At 69.9% G+C, this 22282-nt stretch carries 13 protein-coding genes; 2 read left to right on the top strand and 11 right to left on the bottom strand.

The genetic code is table 11. The features are described 5' to 3' along the window. Window positions 1-2: 2 nt before the first annotated feature. Window positions 3-980, top strand: a complete 978-nt coding sequence (gene sbnA, locus ACWDNU_RS03930; protein WP_449667660.1) for a 2,3-diaminopropionate biosynthesis protein SbnA — start codon at window positions 3-5, stop codon at window positions 978-980. Window positions 981-1100: 120 nt separating this feature from the next. After that, window positions 1101-2399 carry an MMPL family transporter gene (locus tag ACWDNU_RS03925; protein WP_449667659.1) on the top strand — a complete coding sequence of 433 codons (1299 nt, stop codon included), beginning with the start codon at window positions 1101-1103 and terminating at the stop codon, window positions 2397-2399. Between the two features lie 9 nt (window positions 2400-2408). Here ACWDNU_RS03925 and ACWDNU_RS03920 read toward each other — a convergent pair whose 3' ends face one another. The 11 genes from ACWDNU_RS03920 to ACWDNU_RS03870 form a co-directional block, all read right to left on the bottom strand. Further along, a complete protein-coding gene (locus ACWDNU_RS03920) occupies window positions 2409-3362 on the bottom strand; it encodes an ATP-binding cassette domain-containing protein (RefSeq protein WP_354741246.1) in 954 nt (317 codons plus the stop codon). A gap of 1 nt (window position 3363) precedes the next feature. Then, window positions 3364-3567: an MbtH family protein gene (locus ACWDNU_RS03915; protein WP_370939842.1), complete on the bottom strand. Its 204-nt coding sequence runs from the start codon at window positions 3565-3567 to the stop codon at window positions 3364-3366. 17 nt (window positions 3568-3584) lie between these two features. Next, window positions 3585-4388 (bottom strand): ABC transporter permease, encoded by an 804-nt coding sequence (locus ACWDNU_RS03910; protein ID WP_449667714.1) that lies wholly within the window; start codon window positions 4386-4388, stop codon window positions 3585-3587. A gap of 5 nt (window positions 4389-4393) precedes the next feature. Then, a complete protein-coding gene (locus ACWDNU_RS03905) occupies window positions 4394-14074 on the bottom strand; it encodes an amino acid adenylation domain-containing protein (protein ID WP_449667658.1) in 9681 nt (3226 codons plus the stop codon). After that, complete coding sequence (sbnA, locus tag ACWDNU_RS03900) at window positions 14071-15051, bottom strand: 2,3-diaminopropionate biosynthesis protein SbnA (protein WP_370939846.1); 981 nt, start codon at window positions 15049-15051, stop codon at window positions 14071-14073. Before sbnA (ACWDNU_RS03900) ends, ACWDNU_RS03905 begins: the two co-directional genes overlap by 4 nt. Next, a complete protein-coding gene (locus tag ACWDNU_RS03895; protein ID WP_449667657.1) occupies window positions 15042-16250 on the bottom strand; it encodes an acyl-CoA dehydrogenase family protein in 1209 nt (402 codons plus the stop codon). Before ACWDNU_RS03895 ends, sbnA (ACWDNU_RS03900) begins: the two co-directional genes overlap by 10 nt. Next, window positions 16247-16807 (bottom strand): DUF2786 domain-containing protein, encoded by a 561-nt coding sequence (locus tag ACWDNU_RS03890; RefSeq protein ID WP_449667656.1) that lies wholly within the window; start codon window positions 16805-16807, stop codon window positions 16247-16249. The genes ACWDNU_RS03895 and ACWDNU_RS03890 overlap by 4 nt, the downstream gene beginning before the upstream one ends. After that, complete coding sequence (locus tag ACWDNU_RS03885) at window positions 16800-17069, bottom strand: acyl carrier protein (RefSeq protein ID WP_370939849.1); 270 nt, start codon at window positions 17067-17069, stop codon at window positions 16800-16802. Before ACWDNU_RS03885 ends, ACWDNU_RS03890 begins: the two co-directional genes overlap by 8 nt. Before the next feature lie 24 nt (window positions 17070-17093). Beyond that, window positions 17094-18770 carry a phytoene desaturase family protein gene (locus ACWDNU_RS03880; protein ID WP_449667655.1) on the bottom strand — a complete coding sequence of 559 codons (1677 nt, stop codon included), beginning with the start codon at window positions 18768-18770 and terminating at the stop codon, window positions 17094-17096. Window positions 18771-18861: 91 nt separating this feature from the next. Further along, the gene (locus tag ACWDNU_RS03875) at window positions 18862-21435 is read right to left on the bottom strand and encodes an ABC transporter permease (protein ID WP_449667654.1); all 2574 of its coding nucleotides are present in this window, start codon (window positions 21433-21435) and stop codon (window positions 18862-18864) included. After that, on the bottom strand, window positions 21435-22232 hold the full coding sequence (locus tag ACWDNU_RS03870) for an ABC transporter ATP-binding protein (RefSeq protein ID WP_370939853.1): 798 nt from the start codon (window positions 22230-22232) through the stop codon (window positions 21435-21437). Before ACWDNU_RS03870 ends, ACWDNU_RS03875 begins: the two co-directional genes overlap by 1 nt. Between the last annotated feature and the right edge of the window lie 50 nt (window positions 22233-22282).

Here is a 22282-nt window from a genome sequence, read left to right as displayed (position 1 = left end):
CGATGCCGATCATCACCAGCCCGCACGAGTTCAACGTCGGCGACCTGTTCGTCGACCTGAACGGGTGTACCGGGCGATCGCTCTACCTCAAATGCGAGGGCTTCAACTTCGCCGGTTCGATCAAGATCAAGGCCGCGACCGAGATGATCGACGCCGCCGAACTGGACGGCACGCTGGCGCCCGGCGCGACCCTCGTGGAGAGTTCGTCGGGCAACCTCGGAGTGGCGCTGAGCCTCGTCGCCACCAGCCGGGGCTACCGGTTCATCTGCGTCACCGATTCCCGCTGCACCCTCGGCGCCCGGCAGTTGATGCAGACGCTCGGCGCCGAGGTGCACGTGATCACCGAACCGCATCCGAAGGACGGGTTGCTCGGCGCGCGGATCGCGCACGTGCGGCGGCTGTGCGCCGAGGGCGACGACCGGGTGTGGCTCAACCAGTACGCGAACGCGGGCAACTGGCAGGCGCACTACCGCACCACCGGTCCGCAGATCGCGAACTCGTTCCCCGATGCCGACGTGGCGTTCATCGGGGCGGGCACTACCGGCACGCTGATGGGGTGCGCGCGGTACCTGCGCGAACACTGCCCCGAAATGCGCGTGGTGGCCATCGACACCGTGGGTTCGGTGACTTTCGGGACCCCGGCCGCCCCGCGGATGATCCCCGGTCTCGGCACCGGGGTCCGGCCCGCGCTGCTCGACGAGTCCTATGTGGACGAGGTGGTGCACGTGCCGGAACTCGCCACCGTGCGCATGTGCCGCCATCTCGTCCGGGCGGGTTTCCTGTTCGGCGGCTCGACCGGCACCGTCGTCGCCGGAGCGCTGCACTGGCTCGACCGGCACGCGCACGGCGAGAGCTTCACCGCGGTGGCGGTCGCCCCCGATCTCGGCGACCGCTACCTCGACACGGTCTACCACGACCAGTGGGTGGCCGACCTCTACGGAGACGCGGCGCTCGCCCCGCCCGCCGCGCTCGGGAGCTAGTACCACTCGAAATCGAGGTGCCACGCCCAGTGTGCGCACGATCACGAGGAGCCATCCTTAGACCGTCCGGCTTGCCGCCTGCGCGGCGGGAGGCCTGAAGCGGCCCAAGGAGTGCGGCAATTGCGAACGCTACCTCTGCTCCGTCTCGCGCGCTGGTGTGCCGGACACCCCGGCCCGGTGCTGTGCGCGTGGCTGCTGTTCCTGGTCGCGGCGGCGAGCGAGGGTCTCGCCGCCGCGACCGGCGGCTCCGCCCAGCCGGGAGCACCGTCGGCCGGTTCCGTCCTCGCGGTCGGCTGCCTGCTCACCGCGCTGCTGCTGGTGCTGGTGCTGGGTTCGGTGCGGCTGGCCGCGATCGCGTTCGGCTATCTCGCGACAGTCGGCGTCAGCGCGCTCGGGGTGCTGCTGGCGGCTGCCGAAGGAGCGGGCTCGTTCGGCAGCTGGAACCTCGTTCTCCTGCCGGGCGTCACGAGCGGGGCCAACCATCTGCTGTTCGCGGTCCGTCGGCAGCAGGAGATGCCGCCGGGCAAGCACAACGTCTCAGACACCGCACAGATCGTCGCCTCGACGGCTGGACGGACCGCGCTCGTCACCGGGCTCGCGATGCTGACCGCGATGACCGGGCTGTACTTGACCGGCGAGCCGCAGGTCATGCGGCTGGCGGCGGCCGTGGTCCTGGTGATTCTCGTAGAAGCCGCTGCGGCGCTGACGCTGCTCCCGGTGCTGCTGACGCGAAGCGCGCTTCCCGTGCGGCGGTCGTTCCAGTGGCACTGGCTGCCCCGGTTCGTTGCCCGCCTGCCAGCAACTTGGCGCTACCGCAGCGCAGTGGGGCTCATCGGGACGCTGGTGTGCGCCGCCGCCGCGCTCGGTTTCGTCGTCTACCGCTACCTCGAGTCGCCGACGCTGCCGCCGTTGCCGTTGGCGCTGCTGATCGGACTGACTTCGCTGGCGGTGATCACGGCCTTCCGGCCGGTGGTGGTCACGCTGACGACCGCGGTGCTTTCGGTGCTGTCCGCGCTCTTCGCGCTGACCATGCTCACCTGCATGGACCCGCCGACCCCGACATGGCTGCCGGTGGCGTTGGTGGCGGTGCTCGCCGCGCCCACGACCGACATGCACGTCTGCCTGCTGCATCACTTCCGGGTCGAAGCGCTGACTGGGATGTCGCCCCAGCACGTGCTCGCGGAGGGGCTGCGTCGCGGCACCGTGGCGATCTCCAGCGCGAGCGTGGTGTCGATCGGGGTCTTCAGCGCTCTCGGGATCGCTGGCACTGGCGCGCTGAGCGAGTTCGGCTGGGCGGCCGCGGCGGCGCTGGCGATGGATGTGCTGGTGATCCGGCTGGTGCTGCTGCCCTTGCTGCTCTCGCTAGCCGGCCCGGTCCGCTGGTGGCGGCGGACCGGGCCGGGGGCTGCGCGAAAGTAGACCGGGAAATCACCCGGTGGTCGGGTGCCCGGTGAGGTCGAGGAAGGCTTCGTCGAGGGTCGGCCGGCGCAGCGCGAAGTCCGCCAGCGCGACGCCGCGTTCGTGCAACGCGTTCGCCGCCGCCGCGATCCCGCCGCTCTCGTCGAGCAATTCGAGGGAGATGCTGCACCGGCGTTCGTCGACGACCGGGACGCCGACCGCGACCGGGGTCAGCGCCGCCACTGCGTCCGCGAGACCTTCGGGATGCGCGACGGCGACTTCCAGCCGTTCCCGGCCGACCTTGCGCTTGAGCTCGTCCGCGGTTCCCTCCGCGACGCTCCGGCCCTTGTCGATGACCACGATCCGGTCGGCGAGGTAGTCGGCCTCCTCGAGGTACTGCGTGGTGAGCAGGACCGTGACGCCTTCGCTGACCAGTTCGCGGACCATCGTCCACAGGCCCATCCGGCTCGCCGGGTCGAGCCCGGTGGTCGGCTCGTCGAGGAACAGCACCGAGGGCCGCGCCACCAGGCAGGTCGCGAGGTCCAGGCGGCGACGCATCCCGCCCGAGTACGTGCCGACCGCGCGGTCCGCCGCCTCGACCAGGTTGAACCGCTCCAGCAGTTCTCCCGCGCGGGCGCGCGCGCCTCGACGGCCGAGGTGCAGGAGACGGCCCAGCAGCACCAGGTTTTGCCGACCGGTCAACAGTTCGTCGACGGCCGCGTACTGGCCGGCGAGCGCGATGTGCCGCTGGACCTGCTTGCGTTCCGCCACGATGTCGTGCCCGGCGACCAGCGCGCGGCCGCCGTCCGGCGGAAGCAGGGTCGCGAGCATCCGGACGGTGGTGGTTTTGCCCGCGCCGTTGGGGCCGAGCAAACCCAGGACCGTGCCGGGCGGGACCGCGAGGTCGACGCCGGCGAGCGCTTCGTGGTCGCCGTAGCGTTTGCGGAGCCCTTCGGCTTCGATCGCGAGTTCTCCGTGTGCCATGTCAGCCTGCTTCCCGGACGTTCTCGGGCGACAGATCGGTCCAGCGGCCCGAAATGTGCGCGAGGGCTTCTTCGCGGCTGCTCTCGCCGAGCGAAACCCGCCAGCCCGGCGGGATTTCCGCGAAGGAGGGCCAGAGGCTGTACTGCTGTGCGTCGTTGACCAGGACCAGGAACGCGCCGTTCTGGTCGTCAAACGGGTTTGTCATCGCATACTCCGGATCGGTTAGGCGAGGCGGTAACGGCGGAAGCTCAGCAGGGTCGCCGCGGCGAAAAGCACGACCAGCGTCACCGCGACGACGATGCCGGGATGCTGGGCGGGGAACGAATCGTCCGCGGGCACCGGCACGCCCCACAGCTGGCGGCACAGCGTGGTGACGGAGCTGACCGGGTTCCATTCGGCGATCGGCCGCACCCACGACGGAAGCTGGCTGACCGCCATGAAAGCGTTGGACAGGAAGGAAAGCCCGAGCGTCAGCACCGCGCCGACGCCGTCGATCGATTCGGGATTGCCCATCGAAAGCCCGAGCAGCACGCCGACCCAGATCATCACGTAGAGGAACAGGGCGAGCACGGCCAATCCGGCTAGCAGCGCGGGGAATCCGGCGTGCACGCGGCCGCCGACGGCCAGCCCGATCCCGGCAACGATCGCCAGCGCGATGAATCCGACCAGTGCGTCGCCGATGGTGTGGCCGAACAGCACGGCGGGACGAGAGATCGGCAGGGAGCGGAATCGGTCGGTCAGGCCGCCTTTGAGGTCCATCGCCACCGCGATCGCGGTCGGTGCGACTCCGGCGAGGCCGACTTGCATGAGCGCGGCCGGGAAGAGGAATTCCGGGTAGCTGCCGCCGCCTTCGACGCTCACCGCGCCCTTGAAGACGTAGCCGATGGCCAGCATGGTGATCAGGGAGTTCAGGGTGATGGCGAGGAGCCGGCCGGGCACTTGGCGCAGGTGGATCAGCCGACGGCCGGCCAGTGCGAACGTTTCGACGAACGCCGCTGCCCGCGGCGGGTTCGCCGGGGTAGTCATCGTGGTCACTGCGACTCCTCGCTTCCGATGCTCAGCGTTTCCGCCACCACGGCGCCGACCTCGGCCTGCGGTCGCGGGTCCATCAGGTATTCGTGGCCGCAGCCGATCCGGTGTGTCCGCACCGGTCCGGCCACGTGCGGCACCCAGCGGCCCGCTCGTTCGGCCACCTCGGCGTCGGTCAATCCCTCGTCGGCGACGAACAGCTCGACCGCGCCGGTGACTCTCGCCGGGCGGTACTGGTGAGCCAGGGACGCGTTGTTGTCCATCACGGCGAGGACGCGGGTCATGCGTTCTTCGCCGATGTCGGCCAGTCTGCTGTCGCCGTTGCGCAGCACGGCGATGACGTCGGCTGGGGTCAGCTCGGTACCGGCGTCGGTGTCGTGGAAGCCCACATGCTCCAGGAAGTCGACGAGCAGTTCGTGCCGGGTCGGTGCGGTTTCGGAACCGTCCTGCGGGTAGCTGTCCAAGATGGACAGTGAGCCGACCGTTTCGCCTTCGGACTCAAGGCGGACGGCCAGTTCGAAGGCCAGCAGGCCGCCGTAGGACCAGCCGAGCAGGTGGTACGGGCCGTGCGGCTGGATCCGGCGGATGTGGTTCAGGTAGTCCTCAGCGACCTGTTCGACGGAGGCCGGGAACTGTTCGGTGCCGCTGATTCCCGGTGATTGGAGGCCGTAGATCGGACGGTCCGGCAGGTGTGCCGCCAGACCGAGGTAAGGCAGGCTTAGGCCGAGTCCGGCGTGCAGGCAGAACAGCGGCGGGTTCGACCCGGTCGGGCGGATCGGCAGCACCGGTGCGAACGGGTCCGGCAGGTCTGCCAGGTCGGGTTCGGCCCGTTCGGCTAGCGCGGCCAGACGTTCGACGCTGCCGTGGGTCAGGACATCGGCCACGGTCAGCCGGAGTCCGGCTCGGCGGGCTAGCGCGACCAGGCGGACGGACTGCAGGCTGTTGCCGCCCAGTTCGAAGAAACCGGTCTGGACGTCGACGTCAGCAATGCCGAGGGTGTCCGCGAAAGCAGCTCGCAGCAGTTCGACGGTTTCGCTCGTGTCCTGGTGGGTTTGCGCGGTGGGAGCGGGCAACGCGGCGCGGTCCAGGGATCCGTCCGGGGCGACGGGGATGGCGTCCAGTTCGGTGAACGCGGTCGGAATCAGGTAATCGGGGAGTTCGGCTGCCAGCGCTTCCCGCAGGGCTACCGGGTCGACGCCGCGTTCCCATTGCGGGATGACGTAGGCGATCAAGTCGTCCTCGGCGATGACGACGGCCGCGGCGACCGAGGGTTGGCGATGCAGGGCCGCCTCGATTTGCCCGAGCGGGATCGCGAAGCCGCGTACCTGGGCCTCGCGGATCACTTCGACGGTTCCGTCCAAGCGGAGGCGGGCGGGGAGGCCGGTGGGTGCGCCAGCGACGTACAGCTCTCCTCGGCCGCCGCGAGGCACTGATTGCCGACTCTGGTCGAGGACGTCGGCGCGGCTGTGCGCGAACGAGCGTCCGTTGACCAGCGAAAGCCAACCGGACGCCGCGGTGCCCTCGCAGTTGAGTGCGCCGTCGAGAAATGCTTCGCCGAAGTTCAGCACCCGGGTGCCCGGTCGCAGCGCGAGCATTTTCGCGATGCTCGGGGTCACGACCACGACGCTCGGGTCCACCGACGAGGCGAGTTCCGCGATCTCGGCGGCAGGCGCGACGGTCACCACCGCGCCGACGTGCAACGCGGCCAGCACGACCGGGAACGCGAACTCAGTGTCCGGTGCCAGGACGCGATCGCTGGCCGTGAGCGGCAATTCGGTCAGCAGGGCAGCGATTGTCGCGGCCAGGGAGGCTCGGCTGAAGACCGCTTCTCCGCGATACGCCAACTCCGCCCCGGACAGTGACACCTCGAGGTCGGTGTCGGCGAATCTGGACACGTCCGCGGGAACTGTGTAGTGAGACGGCCCGCTCGGCGTCCAGGCTGCGCCGATGGCGAGGACGGCGAAGATCGCTGCCCAGCGGTCGCGGCCCGGCGGCAGGTCGACGGTCACCGTCTCCCCCGGACCCGCGCCCTGCTCCTGCAAGGCCCGGGCCAGGCGGTTGGCTTGCTCGCGCAGACCGATGTCCCCTGGAACCAGCAAGCCGTCGGGAACGTCGGGGGCCGATACGGCTGAGGTGGCCCGCTCGACGGAAGTGCGCAAGTCGATCCGGCTCAGCGGCTGCTCGGGATCTTCGGCGGCGGCCGTCAGGAGAAGCGTCAGCCGGTCGACGAGGAGCTGCGCGGCTTCCGCGGTAAACGCGTCGGCGTTGTACTCGAGGGTGCCTTCCAGGCCGCGCTCTCCCTTGTGCTGGCCGAGTTGGAAGGTCAGGTCGAATTTGAACTTCTTGTGTGTCGGAGCCAGCAGTTCGGGCCGCGCGGTCAGGCTGCCGAGACTGACTTCGGACGGCGGCACGTCGTAGAAGGACAACAGCACCCCGAACAACGGCTGGCGCGACATCGACCGAGCAGGTTGCGTCGCCTCCAGCAGCCGTTCGAAGGGCAGGTCCTGGTGGGCGTAGGCGGCGAGGTCGGCGTCGCGGACCCGCGCGACCAGGTCGGCGAAGTGCGGGTCGCCGCTGGTGTCGGTGCGCAGGACGAGCGTGTTGACGAAGAAGCCGACGAGGTCGTGCACGGCTTCGTCCGGACGTCCGGCGACCAGGCTGCCGAGCGGGATGTCGGTTCCCGCACCGAGGCGGGTGAGCAGCGTCGCCAGCGCGGCCTGGACGACCATGAACAGACTCGCCCCTTGCTCGTGCGCGAGTCGCGCGAGGCCCCGGTGCACGGCGGACGGCACCTCGAACTCGATGGTTCCGCCGTGGTATCCCGCTGAGGCACGGCGGGGCAGGTCGACCGGCAATGCCAGTTCGCCCGGCATTCCGGCGAGCGATTCCCGCCAGTGCTTCAGCAGGCGGGCGGATTCACCGTCCTTGGTGTCGTCCAGGAGGGAGTGTTGCCAGACCGAGTAATCCGCGTACTGGGCGGGCAGTTCTGTCCACTCTGGGGTCTTTCCGGACCGCCGGGCCTCGTAGGCGGTGGCGAGGTCGCGAGCGAGCACGTCGACGGACCAGGCGTCTCCGGCGATGTGGTGCAGCACCAGCAGGAGGACGTGGTCGCCGTTCTCGGCGGGGCCGAAGAGCTTGCTGCGCAACGGAAGGTCGGTGGCTAGGTCAAAGCCCCGGGCGACTTCTTCTTCCAGGGCTGCCGTCAGGTCAGTGGGCATCGGCGCGGTGCGCAGGGACTCCCCCGCGTCGAGGACGCGCTGGTACGGGACGCCGTCGGTGTCGGGGAAAACGGTGCGCAGGATTTCGTGGCGTGCGATCAGATCGTCGACGGCCGCGGCGAGCGCCGAGCGGTCCAGCTCTCCGGAGAGCCGCACGGCGAGGGGGATGGTGTAGCCGCCGTGTTCGCCTTCGAGCCGGTTGAGGAACCACATGCGCTGCTGGGCGTACGACAGCGGCAGCGGATCGGGACGGTCCAGTTTGCGGAACGCCGCGCGTGCTTGGCCGGCGGACGCGAGCCGTCCGGCCAATGCGGCGACGGTACGGGCTTCGAAGAGGTCTCGCAGCGGCAGTTCGACGTCCAGTTCCGACCGGATCCGGCTGACCAGCGCGGTGGCCAGGAGGGAATGGCCGCCGAGTTCGAAGAAGTCGTCGTCGATTCCGGCTTCGGGCAGGCCCAGCACCTCGGCGTAGAGCCGGGTCAGTTGTTCCTCGACCGGGGTGCGAGGGCCGCGTTTCTCTTGTCCGGTCAGGTTTTCCGGTGCGGGCAGGGCTTTGCGGTCGACCTTGCCGTGTGCGGTCAGCGGGAGCCGGTCGAGCACGACGATCGCGCTGGGGACCAGGTACGCGGGCAGCAGTTCGGCCAACTGGGCTTGCAGATCCTCGGGGCGGGCGGTTCCCGCGACATAGCCGACCAAGTGCCGGTTGGCCGCGTCGGAGCCCTGCACGACGACTACCGCCTCGGTGACGGATTCCTGCGCGAGCAGACCGGCTTCGATCTCGCCTAGTTCGATGCGATGGCCGCGGATCTTGACCTGGAAGTCCCGGCGTTCCACGAACTCCAGCGCGCCATCAGCCCGGCACACCACGCGGTCACCGGTCCGGTACATCCGGGTGCCCGGCTCGCCGAACGGGTCGGCTACGAACACTGCACCGGTCTTGACCGGGTCACCGACGTAGCCGCGGCCGACGACCAAGCCGCCGACGTACAACTCCCCTGCCGCGCCCGGCGGAACCGGCCGCAGCTCGTCGCCCAGCACGTACAGCCGGGTGTTCCGTACCGGGAGGCCGATCGGGACCCGCAGTCCCTGTGCATCGTCCACACTGGACAGAACGGCGTGGGTCACGTCGTCGGAGCATTCCGTCGGGCCGTAGGCGTTCACCATCGGGATGTTCGGGAAGTACTCGAACCACCGCACGCACAGGTCCGGCGGCAAGGCCTCGCCGGTGACGACCAGCCAGCGCAGACCGTCCAGGTTCGGCGGGCTGCCTGCGTCCCAGAAATCCAACGCCGCGCGCAGCAGCGAGGGCACGACTTCCAGCACCGACATGCCCAAGCCGAACAGCGCGTCCGGATCAGCCGCCGTCTCCCGGCTCACCGCGCGGACTTGAGCGCCGACCATCAGGGGCGCGAGCATCTGCCACACCGACACGTCGAAAGTCAGCGGGGCGTTCTGCACCAGCACATCCGACGGCTTCAGGGACAGGTCTTCCACCTTGGCCAGCAGGTGGTTGACCATCCCGAGTCGCGACACCATCGCACCCTTGGGACGGCCGGTGGAGCCGGACGTGAAGATCAGGTACGCGACATCGTCGTCAGCACCGACGACCGGAGCCAGTTCGGTGTCGACGACGCCGTCCAGCTCGATGACGTCCACCGGCAGACTGGCCGCCAGCTCCCGGAACTCCGGCGCCGCGATCACGCACGCCGCGCCGCTGTCCTCCACCAGGCCTTGCAGGCGAGCGAGCGGCACAGTCGGATCCAGCGGCACATACGCGCCGCCTGCGCCCAGGACTCCGAGAACGGCTGAAATGAAGCCGATACCGGGACCGGCGAGCACACCCGCCACTCGCCCCGGAGGCAAGCGCCTAGACAGCGCCGAGGCCAGTCCTACCAGTTCCGCATAACTCACGGATCCGGAGTCATCAACCACCGCCAGAGCGTCCGGGGCCTGTGTGCGCACCCGCTCGACCACGCCCGCACCGACCGGACCGGGCGTGCCCAGCAGGAAGGTCTCCGAGGGTTCTGCCACCACGTCGATCCGGCCGAGCAGGCGGTCCGGGTGACCGAGCACTGTGTCGAGCAGCGCCTGGAACTGCTGCGCCAGCGCGTGGACGCGGTCGTCGCCGAAGGCCTCGCGGAGGTAGTCGAAGCGGAAGACGAGGGAGCCGCGCGGTTCCACGACGAGGCTGAGCGGGTAGTGGCGCGAATCGAGCGTCACCGCGTCGACCACGCGGACGTCCTCGCCGAGTTTCACCAGCGGGCCGCCGTCGCCGGCGGGGACGTTCTCGAACACCACTGCGGTGTCGAAGAGTTCGCCGCTGTCCGGGATGGCTCCGCTCAGTTGCGCCTGCCCGATGTGCTGGTAGGAAACCATTGCGGCTTGTTGATGGCCCAGTTCGGCGAGCAGTTCGCGGACCGGGCGAGCGGGGTCGAGGCGAGCCCGCACCGGAACCGTGTTCACGAACATGCCGACCATCGTTTCGACGCCGGGCAGTTCCGCCGGACGTCCGGAGGCCACCGCACCGAAGACCACGTCCTGTTGCCCGGCCAGCCTGCCGACGAGAATCGCCCAGCACGTCTGGACGATCGTGCTGACCGTCAGCTCGTGTTCCCGCGCCCACGCATAGAGATTCGCAGAGTCGCTTTCGGACAGTACTAACTCGACAGTCGCGGGCAGGTTCGCGGCGGCAGGCAGGTCTGGTGCGACGCGGGTCGGCCCGGGCAGGCCGTCAAGGAGATCCTGCCAAGCTTTCCGACCAGCTTCCTGATCCTGACGGGAAAGCCAGGCGAGGTAGTCGCGCATCTGCGGCACCGTTGGCAGCTCGGCCGCAGCGCCGCGTGCGTAAAGCTGCGCCAGCTCGTCGATGAGGATGGGCACCGACCAGCCGTCCGTGGCGATGTGGTGCGCGCTCCACAGGAATCGGTAGCGCTCGGCGGCGATCCGGATCAGGGTGAAGCGCACCAGCGGCGGGCGGGCGAGATCGAAGCGGCGCAACCGGTCTTCCTCGACCAGTCGCCGCAGCTCCGCCACGCGACGGTCCTCCGGCAGCACGGTCAGGTCGATTTCGGTCCACGGCAGTTCGACCGATTCGGCGACCAGCTGCACCGGTTCCCCGTTGCGGCGACGCCGGAAGTATCCGCGCAGGGCGGTGTGCCGGGTCAGCAGCGTGGCGCAGGCGTCCCGGACGGCGGCGGTGTCGAGCGGTCCTTCGAGGTCTGCGATTGCTTGCACGGCATAGAAATCCACCCCCTCGGCGTCCAGTTCGGCGTGGAAGAGCATGCCCTGCTGCAACGGCGCGAGCGGAAGCACTTCCTCGACCGGACCGACTCGCAGCTCGTCCAGTTCTTCCGGTTCGAGTTCGACCAGGGCAACGGATTCAAGCGCAACCTCGTCCCCTGCCGGGACCGCGTTCTCCGCGATCGCCGCCGGAGTGCGAGCCTCCAGCAGGTCGCGTGGGGTGATGATCAGCCCGGCTTTGCGGGCGCGGCTCACTACCTGGATCGAGCTGACGCTGTCGCCGCCGAGGGCGAAGAAGTTGTCGTCGATGTAGACCTTGGGCACGGTCAGTACTTCGGCCAGGACGTCGCACAGAATCGCCTCGACGGCATTGCGCGGGGCTCGGCCGACCGCCTCGGCGGCGAAATCGGGCTCCGGCAACGCTTCCCGATCGACTTTGCCGTGCACGGTCAACGGCATCGCGTCGAGCACGACCATCGCGGGCGGCACCAGGTAGTCCGGCAGCCGCTGCTGCAGCTCGCTTCGCACCGAAGGGATGTCGACCGGCTCCGTCCCGACCAGGTACCCGGCGAGCCGCTTGGTCCCGGTGTCGTCGGTGCGGACGACCACGACCGCGTCCGCGATCTCAGGCAGTTCGCGCAGGGTGGCTTCGATTTCGCCGAGTTCGATGCGGTGGCCGCGGATCTTGACCTGGAAGTCGCGGCGCTCGATGAACTCCAATGCCCCATCGGAACGGCGCACCACGCGGTCGCCGGTCCGGTACATCCGCGTGCCCGGCTCGCCGAACGGATCCGCGACGAACACCGAGCCCGTCTTGGCCGGATCGCCCACGTAACCGCGTCCGACGACCAGACCACCGATGTACAGTTCGCCAGCCGCACCCGCCGGGACTGGTCGCAGCTCGTCGCTCAGCACGTACAGCCGGGTGTTCCGCACCGGGAGACCGATCGGCGTCCGCACCCCGCGCACATCGTCCACACTGGACAGAACCGCGTGCGTCACGTCGTCCGAACACTCCGTCGGCCCGTAGGCGTTCACCAGCGGGATCTCTGGGAAGTACCCGAACCACCGCACGCACAGGTCCGGCGGCAACGCCTCGCCGGTCACCACCAGCCAGCGCAACCCGGCCAGCTCCGGCGGACCACCGGCGTCCCAGAAGTCCAGCGCGGCCCGCAGCAACGACGGCACCACTTCCAGCACCGACATCCCCAGGCCGAACAAGGTCTCCGGATCCGCCGCGACCCGCCGGTCCACCACGCGGACCTGACCGCCGACCACGAGCGGCGCGAGCATCTGCCACACCGACACGTCGAACGTCAGCGGCGCGTTCTGCACCACCACATCGGACGCACCCAGCCCGAGGTCCTCGACCTTCGCCAGCAGGTGGTTCATCATCCCGAGCCGCGAGACCATCGCGCCCTTCGGACGGCCGGTCGACCCCGACGTGAAGATCACGTACGCCACGTCATCGTCCGCGCCGACCACCGGGGCCAGCTCGGTGTCGACCGTGCCGTCCAGCTCCACGACGTCCACCGGCAGCTCCGCGGCGACGTCCCGAAACTCCGGTGCCGCAATCACGCACGCCGCACCGCTGTCCGCCACCAAGTCGCGCAACCGCGCCAACGGCAGCGTCGGATCCAGCGGCACGTAAGCACCGCCCGCGCCCAGCACGCCGAGAACCGCTGAGATGAAGCCACTCCCCGGGCCAGCGAGCACGCCAACCACGCGGCCCGCCGGCAGCCGCCGCGACAACGCCGAGGCCTGTCCGACCAGGTCCGCATAGCTCACCGACCCGGCGGCATCGACCACCGCCACCGCATCCGGAGCCTGCGCGCGCACTCGCTCCACCACGCCCGCGCCGACCGGGCCGCTAGCGCCCAGCCCGGCCGCGAGCAGTTTCTCGCGCTCCTGCGCATCGGCGACGTCGATGTGCGCGAGCGGCGCGTCCGGGTCGGCGCGCGCGAAGCGGTCCAGGAACCCGGCGAACCGGTGCAGGTGACTGTCTACTCCGGACTCGTCGTAGAGGTCGGGATTCCCGTTGAGGTGCAGTTCGATCCCGCCGCCGGGCTCGTCGAGGACGGTGATCGACAGGTCGTTGGTGATCCCGGTGGACAGGTTCCGCACCCGGGTCACGCAGTCGCCGAGCCGCAGTCCGGGGTCCGCGGGCAGCACGTTGACGAACGGACCGCCGAACGGCCGCCGCTCGTCGCTGCGCACGCCGATGTCGCGCCGGATCTGGTTGACGTGGTACCGCTGGTGCTTGAGCGTCCGGGCGAGTTCCCGCGAAGCCTGCTTCAGCAGCAGCGACGGGGTCATCGCGGGCGTGACCTGCATTTTCAACGGCAGGTAGTTCGCCATCATCCCCGGAATCGTCCGCGTCCGGACACCCGCGCGGGCGGCGACTGGGACGGTCAGCATCAGGTCTTGGATGCCGGAAAGGCGTTCGGTGTAGGCGGCCATCGCGGCGAGCAGGAAGGTCGGCAGGGTCACCCCGGCCTGCGCCACCGCCTTCCGCGCGGCTGCGGCAGCATCGGCGGGCAGGGCGAGCGTGCGGCGAAGGAAGCCGCGAGCGGGGGCGGGTTCCTTGCCGGACAAGCTGATCAGGTCCGGAACCGTGCTGAAGTGGCTGCTCCAGAACTCGCGGTCCCGCCCGAGGTGCGTCGAGGTGTGGTACGCGAGTTCGGATTCCAGCAGGTCCCGGAACGGCGGCAGCGGACGGCCCTCGGGCTCCGCACCGGTCAGCACCGCCGTGTACAGCTCACCCATCCGCCGGTGGCAGATCGCGGCGCTGAACCCGTCGCCGACCAGGTGGTGGGTGGTGAGATACCAGAACCGCCGCCGCGGCCCGAGCGTGAGCAGCGCGGCGCGGAACAGCGGGAAATCAGTGACGGAGAACGGCCGGGCCAAGTCCTCGTGCATCCACGCGAGCGCGGCCGCCTCCGGGTCCGGTTCGCCGGACAGGTCCAGGAAGCGCACCGGCAACTCGGTCAACGGCTCGACCACCTGGCGCGGTTCGCCGTCGACCTCGAAGAAGCGCGCGCGGAAGCATTCGGCCTCGTCGGTGAGCAGGCGGAATGCCTCGACGAACGCAGTCACGTCGAGGTCGCCGGAGATGTCCAGGTAGTCGGCCATCGCGTAGGCCAGGCCGCCTCCGGACAGCTGCTCGTCGAACCAGACGTCGGTCTGGGCCGTGGACAGGGGCAGGCTGGTCTCGACAGCAGTCATCGCGGCACCTCGGAAAGTCGGTCGGTGGTCTGCTCGGGCACGCGGCCGAGCGCGTCGGCGGCCCAGTGGTCCCGGTAGACCGTGTCCAGGTAGTGGTCGCCCAGATCCGGGGAGATGGCCACGGCAGTCAGGTCGCGGTCCTCGCGGGCGAGCCAAGACAGCGCACCGGCGACGACGGTGCCGGTCGAGCCGCCGAACAGGAAACCGTGCCGCACCAGCGTCCGGCACATCTCGACGGTTTCGGTTTCCTCGACGTGCACCACATCGTCCACTAAGGACTCGTCGAGCAGCGCCGGACGGATCGCTGAGCCCAGCCCGGGAATCTGCCTCGGCCCGGGCGGGCCGCCGAAGCTCACCGAGCCGACGCTGTCCACCGCGACCACGCGGATCGACCGGCGCGCCTCGCGCAGGTAGCGGGCGCAGCCCATCAGCGTCCCGGCCGTGCCGGTGCCGACGAACAGGACGTCGAGGCCGGGGAACATGCGCAGGATCTCCGGGCCGGTAGTCCGGTAGTGCGCGGTCCAGTTGCCCGGGTTGGTGTGCTGGTCGAGCCAGACGTAGTCCTCGTGCTCCGCGCAGAGGCTCTCCACCATTCGCTGCCGCGCGCCGACAAGGCCTTCCGTCGGATGCGGCTCGGTGAGCACGTGGACCTCGGCGCCGTAGTTCTGCATCAGCTGCCGTGCGGACAGCGTGCAGTGGTCGTCGGTGACGCAGATGAACCGGTATCCCCGGCTGGCGGCGACCATCGCGAGCGCGACGCCGATGTTCCCGGACGAGCTCTCCACGATCGCGGCGCCGGGGCGCAGCTGGCCGTCCCGCTCGGCGCGCTCGACGATCTCCAGCGCCGCCTTGAGCTTGATCGACCCGGCGAAGTTGAACCCCTCGCACTTGACGAACAGGTCGCGGCCGACGAACCGGCGCAGGTCGACGTACAGATCCGGGACGGTGAACTCCTGAGGGGCGGATATCACCCGCACGGCAAACCTCCGCGGTTCAGCGCCGGGAACGACTCGCCCTTGCCGACTTTGCCGGCGAGCAACCCGGTGAAGACGATGAGTTTCTGGATGTTCGCGGCGCCTTCCATGAACTCGACGCCGCGCGCGTCGCGAACCAGCTTGTCCAGCAACGGATGCGTCCAGCGCGCGCTCGATCCGAAGAACCGGCAGGCGGCCCTGGTCGCGTCCTCGGCGAGCCGGCTCGCCTCGGCTTTCGCGGACGAGGCGAGGTGCCCGCCGCGGCTGCCGCCCGCGTCGACCTCCATCGCCGCGAGGTGCACCAGGTTCCGGACGCTCTCGATCCGGTAGCCCAGCTGGTCCCATTCGGCCGCCGCGCCGCCGGTGCGCAGGCCGCCCTCGGCGCGGACGTACTCGTGCGCGGCCCGCGCGATGCCGACCGCGATGGCCGCGACGCCGGGCCGGAGCCGGTTGAACGTGAGCGTGGCGGCCCACATCCCGCGCCGGGTCGGGGAAAAGTGTCGGCCCAGCACCCGGTTCGCGGGGATGCGGACTCCGTCGAACTCCAGGGCGCAGAACCGTGCGCCGCGCAAGCCGAGCATGCCCAGCGGTTCGGCGTGGAAGCCGGGGGAAGCGGTGTCCACGAGGACCGCGCGCACGCCGAGCGGGCCGGGCGCGGTGCGGGCGAAGACCACGCCCATCCCCGCGCGGGAAGCGTTGCCGACATAGCGTTTCCGGCCGTTGAGGACGAAGTCCCCGTCGGGGCCGGGCGTTAGGCTGGTGGTCAGCGCGTTCGCGTCGGAGCCCACATCGGGTTCGGTGAGCGCGAAGAAGGTCCATGTTGGACGGTCGACGAGCCTGCCGTAGAACCAGGCTTTCTGTTCGTCGTCGCCAAGTACGTCGATCAGGACGCCGGACATCGACGCGCCCGGTGCGGCGAGCGTCGCGCCCGCGTCGCCCCGCGCGAACTCCTCCAGCAGCACCGTCCGTTCCAGCGCGGTCATCCCGTTGAACCGGTGCCCGGCGACCCGGATGCCTTCCGCGCCGTACTCCGCCGGGACCAGCAGCTGCGCCATGCAGCGCACCGCGGGCAGATCGGCGAGCTGGGCGGTGGCTTCGGGATCACGGTCGAGCACGGCTCTGGCGGCGCGGAGGTCGTTGGCCCATTCCGCGGCGAGATCCCTTAGCGCCAGCAAGGGTTCGGTCAGTACCGTGCCCGTCACGTCGTCCCCATTTCGTGCACGCTCGCGAGCAGCTCTGAGACGTCGGCGACCTCGCCCGGTCCGCCCGCCAGGAAACCCTTCGCGCCCAGCAGGCCGAGCAGTTTACGATCCACATCGGACAGACACTGATGCAGATACCGCACGCGCGCAGGGGTCATGCTCTCGTCCGCCAGCAGATCCGCTTCTACCGCCAGCTGCCCGTTGAGCGCCGTGGCGAGGCAGTCCTGGATCATCTGCTTGCGCAGCAACGACTCTTCGCCGGAACGCCGCTCGCCCAGGTACCGCAGGCACTCGTCGAGCAGCCACTGCGAAAGCCCCAGCCGCACCCACACCAGCTCCGGCCCCGCGGGCGCGTCCGGCAGGCCCCGGGCGAACACGACCGCGCCGCCGGGAAGATCGGCTTGCCGCAAGATCTCCGTCCCGGCGGGCAGTTCTCCCGCCGGGACCGCCGAGATCGCGCCGTGCCGCCGCGTCGTCCGCAGCAGCTTGAGTGCGGGCGCGACGCCCTGTTCCCGGGCGACGCGCCGGTACTCCTGCCACGGTGCCGGGTCAGGCACGGATTTCCGCGATGACGAACGCGGCGAGCGAACGCACCGATTCGAAGTGCTGCATCTCCAGGTTCTCGGTGTCGAACTCGATGCCGAACGTGTCCTCGAGCTGCATCAGCAGTTCCAGCACGCCGGTCGAGTCGAGGCCGGCGTCGGACAGCCGGGTGTCCGCGGACAGGTCGGCGACGTCCCGTTCGAGCACCGTGCCCAGCGCGCCGGTGATGCCCTCGACGATCCGGTCCTCGGTCAGGGTCTGCGCGGTCTCAGTCATGACTCTCCTTCTTTTACCAGGGGTTCAGCGCGCCATCGGAGCGAATCCGCGGGCGTCGCGGCGGGCCTGGCCACGGGAAATCCGCAGCGGATCCCAGTCGTGGCCGCGTTCGGGCAGCAGGGCGCGGTCGGCGAAGACCGCGCCGTCGTACGCTTCGGCCAGCACCGGCCGGTCGAGGATCGCTTCGGCGCACTGCGCCCCGCCGACCGCGGCGCCGACGACTCCCCCGCCGTGGATGTCCTGTCCGGCGACGAACAGTCCTTCGACGGCGGTGCGCACGTCCGGCCGTCGTCCGTGCGGACCCCAGGACTGCAGCCCGTACGCGGCTCCGCCGGTGGCGAGGGTGTAGCGCTCTTGCGTGAGCGGGGTGGCCGATTCGAGGTAGACGATGCGGTCGCGGAACGGGCCCAGCACCTCTTCGGCACGGTCGAGCAGACAGGCGGCGAGTTTCTCTTTGGCCGCACGGTATTCGGCCACGCGCCGATAGCGGAGGCCGGAGGCTGGTCCGTCGGTTACGCCCCACTGCTCGTAGCCGGGCGGGCACGCGGTCATGATCTGGAGGTTCGTGTAGCCGGGCGGGCAGACGGCGGGGTTGCCGGGGTCCTTGTGCGAGGCGGACGAGATGAACACGAACGGCAGCTCGTCGAATTGGCCCGCTTCCGTTCGGGCGTAAGCACTCTCGACGTCGCCGCTCGGCCAGTACCAGATGTTGGCCTCGGACGCTTCAACCAACTCCGTGTCCACGACGGCATAGCTGGTCACCAACGGCAGTCGCATGACCGCGTCTTCGGTGCGCCGGACGATGCCCTCGGGAAGGTTTTCCCGGCCGCCGCACAACTCCAGCACCGTGCGGCGATAGTCCGCATTGGACACCACCAGCGGTGCGCGCAGTATTTCTCCGTCGGCCAGCTCGACACCGGCTACGCGGCCGTGCTCGATCAGGATCCGCGCGGCGCGCGCTTTGGTACGCAGCTGACCGCCGTGGGTTTCGAGCTGTTCTACCAGTGCGGCGGCCAGCATCTGGCCGCCGCCTTCGGGGTAGTACGCACCCCCGGTCAGGTAGTCGTCAAGCATGCGGATGTGTGCCGCGACAACGGTATTCGCTGGCGATGACGCATAATTTCCGGACTGCGCGGCCAGCACCGTACGCGCGGCCACCGACAGTCCACAATGGTCAAACAGACGGCTCAGGCTGCGTCGGCTCCACCGCACCACCGCGGCCGAGTTGCCTAGCACCGGTCTGGAGCTCGCCGAATACCGGGCCGCCGCGGCGATCTCGCCGCAGATCGCGAGGTACTCCTGAAGCCCCGCAGCCTCCGCCGGGAAGGTTTCGAGCAGCCGGTCTCCGTACCGGGACCAGCTTTCCGGCACGTCGAAGCGCAGGCCAGGCAGCACGATCCGGTCGAAGCCGTCCGGGTCGAGCCGGCGGAACCGCACCCGGTCGCCGACGCCGAGCCCGGCCAGCAGCGACGGGAGCAGCCCGCCGGGCCCGCAGTCGCCGAGGTAGTGCACGCCGATGTCGAACTCGTAGGAGCGCCGCCGCCGGAACATGTGGCAGTTGCCGCCCGCGACGTCGTGCTGCTCCAGCACCAGCACCCGGCGGCCGAAGGCGGCGAGGTACCCGGCGCAGACGAGGCCGCCGATCCCGGACCCGATCACGATCGCGTCCCAGGAAGAGCTTCCCGCCTCGTTCGGACTCATGCCGCTGACGCTACGGCGGGGCGGTGACCCCGGGCTGACCGCGCGCTGACAGCTGGGGGCAGTCAGCAGCAGGCGATCGCCCAGGGGTCACCTATTCAGGAGAGAGCATGGCGATCGAGGTCTTGCCGCGCACCGCGAGCCAGGTCGGGAAGAGCGTGGCGACCATGCTTACCACGACCGCGAGCAGGACCACCACCGCATAAATCCACAATGGACCGTACGGCAGCCAGCTGTCGGACACCGCCTGGCTGAACGGAACCAGCATCGCGAGCGACACGGCGGTGCCCAAGACCACGCCGATGATCGCGACGACCAGCCCCTCGACCGCCATCACGCCGAGCACCTGACCGCGGCTCGACCCGGCGAGGCGCTGCAGACCGAACTCGCGCCGCCGGTGCGCGGTCGAGAGCACGAGCGTGTTCACCACCGAGATCGCCGCGTAGAGCAGGATCATGCCGACCACGAGGTAGTTCACCCACGCGTTCGCTTCCTGTTCCTGCACGAACTTGGCGGTGAGCGTGTCCCGGTTCGCGACCTGCACGCCGGGCGAGGCCTGCGCCAGCCCGTCGAGCGTGCTCATCAGCTGCGAGACGCTCGTGCCCGCCGTCGCGGTGACGAGCACCTGCGACGCGATTCCGTCGGTCGTGTGCGGAGCCAGCGTGCCCGCGGGCATGAGCGCCGCCGCGAAAGCCGGTGCGGACCGCAATGTCGCCACCACCCGCAACCGGACCTGCGCACCGTCGCCGAGCCGCAGCCCGATCTCGTCGCCGACCTTCGCGTGCAGCCGGTCCGCGTGGTCGAGCGGGAGGGCGATGGTGTTGCCCTGCAAGTCGTTCAGCGATCCGGAAGCGACCTCCGCGGCCCGGGTCTTCGCGACCGCGTCGCCGGTGACTCCGGTCAGCGCGAGCCCGTCCTCGTCCTGGCCAGGGTCCGACGGCTTCTCGTTGTAGCCCTTGCTGGTCACGTACGCCGAAGCGGTGCCGACGCCGGGCAGCGACCGGACCTTGTCGAGCAGCCCGGTGCTGACGTCGCCGGTCGACGAGGTGACCACCGCGTCCGCCGAGAGGTTCGACGCGTACTTCTGCTTCGCCGATTCCACCTGCGTGGTCTGGAAATAGAGCATGAACACGGCCAGCGTCGTGGCGAGCATGACCGGCACGACCGCACCGGACATCGGCAGCCAGCGCACCCGGGCGTTGGCCATCGCGAGATAGCCGGACAACCCGCTCACCGCCCGCACCGGAACCCGCAGCACCGCGACCATCAACCGGGTGATCCCCGGCGCGAAGAGCGCGACCGCCGCCGCGACGAGCGTGACCGCCGGTCCAGCCGTGCTGGCCGCGAGCGGACCGTCCATCACCGTGATCGTCAGATACGCCAGCGCCACGCCGCCGATCAGGCTGCCGATGCCCCACCAGAGCCGGAACGACGTCAGCCAGCGCTTCGGCGAGACGAGTTCCTGCATCGCCTCGACCGGACGCGTCCGTCCGGCGTACCGCGCCGCGACAAACCCCGCACCCCACGCTGACAGCAGGCCAACAAGAATGCCCGCGGCGGTCGGAATCCAGTCCTGGTGATACGCCAGCACCGGCTCGAAGACGCCGAACCCGGACAGCCGGTCGAAGAGCCAGTTCCCCAGCAATTCGCCAGGGAAAGCCGCCAGCACGGTCGCGAGCACGCCGATCACCATCGACTCCGCGGTGATCATGCGGCTGACCTGCTTCGGAGTCGCGCCGACCGCGCGCAGCAACGCGACCTCGCGCCGCCGCTGCTGCACCGACAGGCCCAGCGTGCTGGCCACCACGAACAACGCGACCTGCACCGCAAGGCCGCCGAACACGGCAGCCAGGATCACGAGGATTTCCCCGCCATCGCTCGCCTGCGCGAACTCGGCGGTCCCCCTCGCCACACCGGTGAGCGCGACCGCGTGCTGGTCCCGCACCGCGTTCGCGATCTGAGTGCTCAGCGCGGCCAGATCCGTGCCCGCGGTGGGAAGCACGCCGAACGCGTCGACCTGCCCGGTCGCGGGGGTCAGCGCGAGCGCGTCTTCGTGGGAGAAGAACACCGCGTCGGACGCCATTTTCCCGCTCGCGACGGCGATTCCGACGACCTGGAAGGGCCGGACGCCGCCACGAACGGCAATCTGCACCGAACCGCCCGACGCGACGCCGGTGGCCGCCGCCGTCGCCTGGTCGAGCACGACTTCGCCGCTGCGCTGCGGAGCGCGGCCGTCAGTCAGCGAATACGGGGCCAGCTCGGCGGTCGCCCAGTCGTGCCCCAACGCGGTGCCGCGCACCAGCTTCACGTCGGGAGCGGCGGGCAGCGTCGCCGGGATCGATACGTCAGGGACGACCTTCGCGACGCCGGGAACGGCCGCGATCTTCGCCCCGAGAGACGCGTCCAGCCGCACCCGTTCCGGCAGCGTCGCGGACTCGTGGTCCTCGTCTTCCGTGCCCGGGTTCGTCGGCGGCAGGTTGTAGTGCTGGTCGCCCGCGACGACCACCGGAGCCTCGGCGAGCCGCTGCGGCGGGACGCGGGGCGAGATCCCGGTCTGCATGAGCCCGCCGCACGCCATCACGATCGCGGTGCCGACGAGCAGCGCGATAAACGTCGCGGTGAACCCGGCCTTGCGGAACCGGAGGGTGCTCAGGGCAAGGCGCAGCATCAGCGCACCGTCCCGACGGCGTTCCGGCCGTCGCGGCCGAGCCGCGACGCGCGCGAGCTCAACGCGGTCAGCCCGCGCGCGACCTCGTCCACGGTCGGTTCGTGCAACTCGCCGGCGAACTGGCCGTCGGCCAAGAACAGCACCCGGTCGGCGTAGGAGGCGGCGACCGGATCGTGCGTCACCATCACGATGGTCTGCCGCTCGGCGCGCACCGCGGTGCGCAGCAGGTCCAGGATCTCGCTCGCCGACGTCGTGTCCAGCGCACCGGTCGGCTCGTCGGCGAAGGTCACGTGCGGACGGCTGACCAGCGCGCGGGCGATCGCCACGCGCTGCTGTTGGCCACCGGACAATTCACCGGGCCGGTGCCCGCGCCGTCCGCCGAGCCCGACCTGCTCGATGATCCGGTTCACCAGCGCGGGATCGGCCCGTTTGCCCGCCAGCCGCAGCGGCAGCGTCACGTTGTCGACCACGTCCAGCGACGGCAGCAGATTGAACTGCTGGAAGATGAATCCGATGTGGTCGCGGCGCATCCGGGTCAGCTGCGTCTCGTCGAGCCGGCCGAGGTCCTGGTCGGCGAGCACGACGGTGCCCGAATCCGGCTGGTCGAGCCCCGCCGCGCAGTGCAGCAGCGTGCTCTTGCCCGAACCGGACGGTCCCATCACCGCGGTGAAAGTCCCGCGGGCGAACGAAACCGAAATCCCGTCGAGTGCGACGACGCGGGCCCGGTTCCCTCCGTAGAATTTGGTGACGGACCGGAGCGTCACCGCATCCGTGCTTGGCTGTCCGGACTGGTACATCGGTCACTCTCCCAGGCGCGTCGGGCTACAGAAGAAAGCTACGAGCGCTC

It is taken from the genome of Amycolatopsis sp. NPDC003676, from assembly GCF_053587275.1.
The sequence above is the reverse complement of the archived record's forward strand: the minus strand, read 5'-3'. Positions and strand labels throughout refer to the sequence as shown.

Coding starts and splice junctions, on each gene's coding strand:
- sbnA (WP_449667660.1), top strand. CDS start 3: ATGCCGATCATCACCAGCCCGCACGAGTTCAACGTCGGCGACCTGTTC.
- ACWDNU_RS03920 (WP_354741246.1), bottom strand. CDS start 3,362: ATGGCACACGGAGAACTCGCGATCGAAGCCGAAGGGCTCCGCAAACGC.
- ACWDNU_RS03915 (WP_370939842.1), bottom strand. CDS start 3,567: ATGACAAACCCGTTTGACGACCAGAACGGCGCGTTCCTGGTCCTGGTC.
- ACWDNU_RS03910 (WP_449667714.1), bottom strand. CDS start 4,388: ATGACTACCCCGGCGAACCCGCCGCGGGCAGCGGCGTTCGTCGAAACG.
- ACWDNU_RS03905 (WP_449667658.1), bottom strand. CDS start 14,074: ATGACTGCTGTCGAGACCAGCCTGCCCCTGTCCACGGCCCAGACCGAC.
- ACWDNU_RS03885 (WP_370939849.1), bottom strand. CDS start 17,069: ATGACTGAGACCGCGCAGACCCTGACCGAGGACCGGATCGTCGAGGGC.
- ACWDNU_RS03880 (WP_449667655.1), bottom strand. CDS start 18,770: ATGAGTCCGAACGAGGCGGGAAGCTCTTCCTGGGACGCGATCGTGATC.
- ACWDNU_RS03875 (WP_449667654.1), bottom strand. CDS start 21,435: ATGCTGCGCCTTGCCCTGAGCACCCTCCGGTTCCGCAAGGCCGGGTTC.
- ACWDNU_RS03870 (WP_370939853.1), bottom strand. CDS start 22,232: ATGTACCAGTCCGGACAGCCAAGCACGGATGCGGTGACGCTCCGGTCC.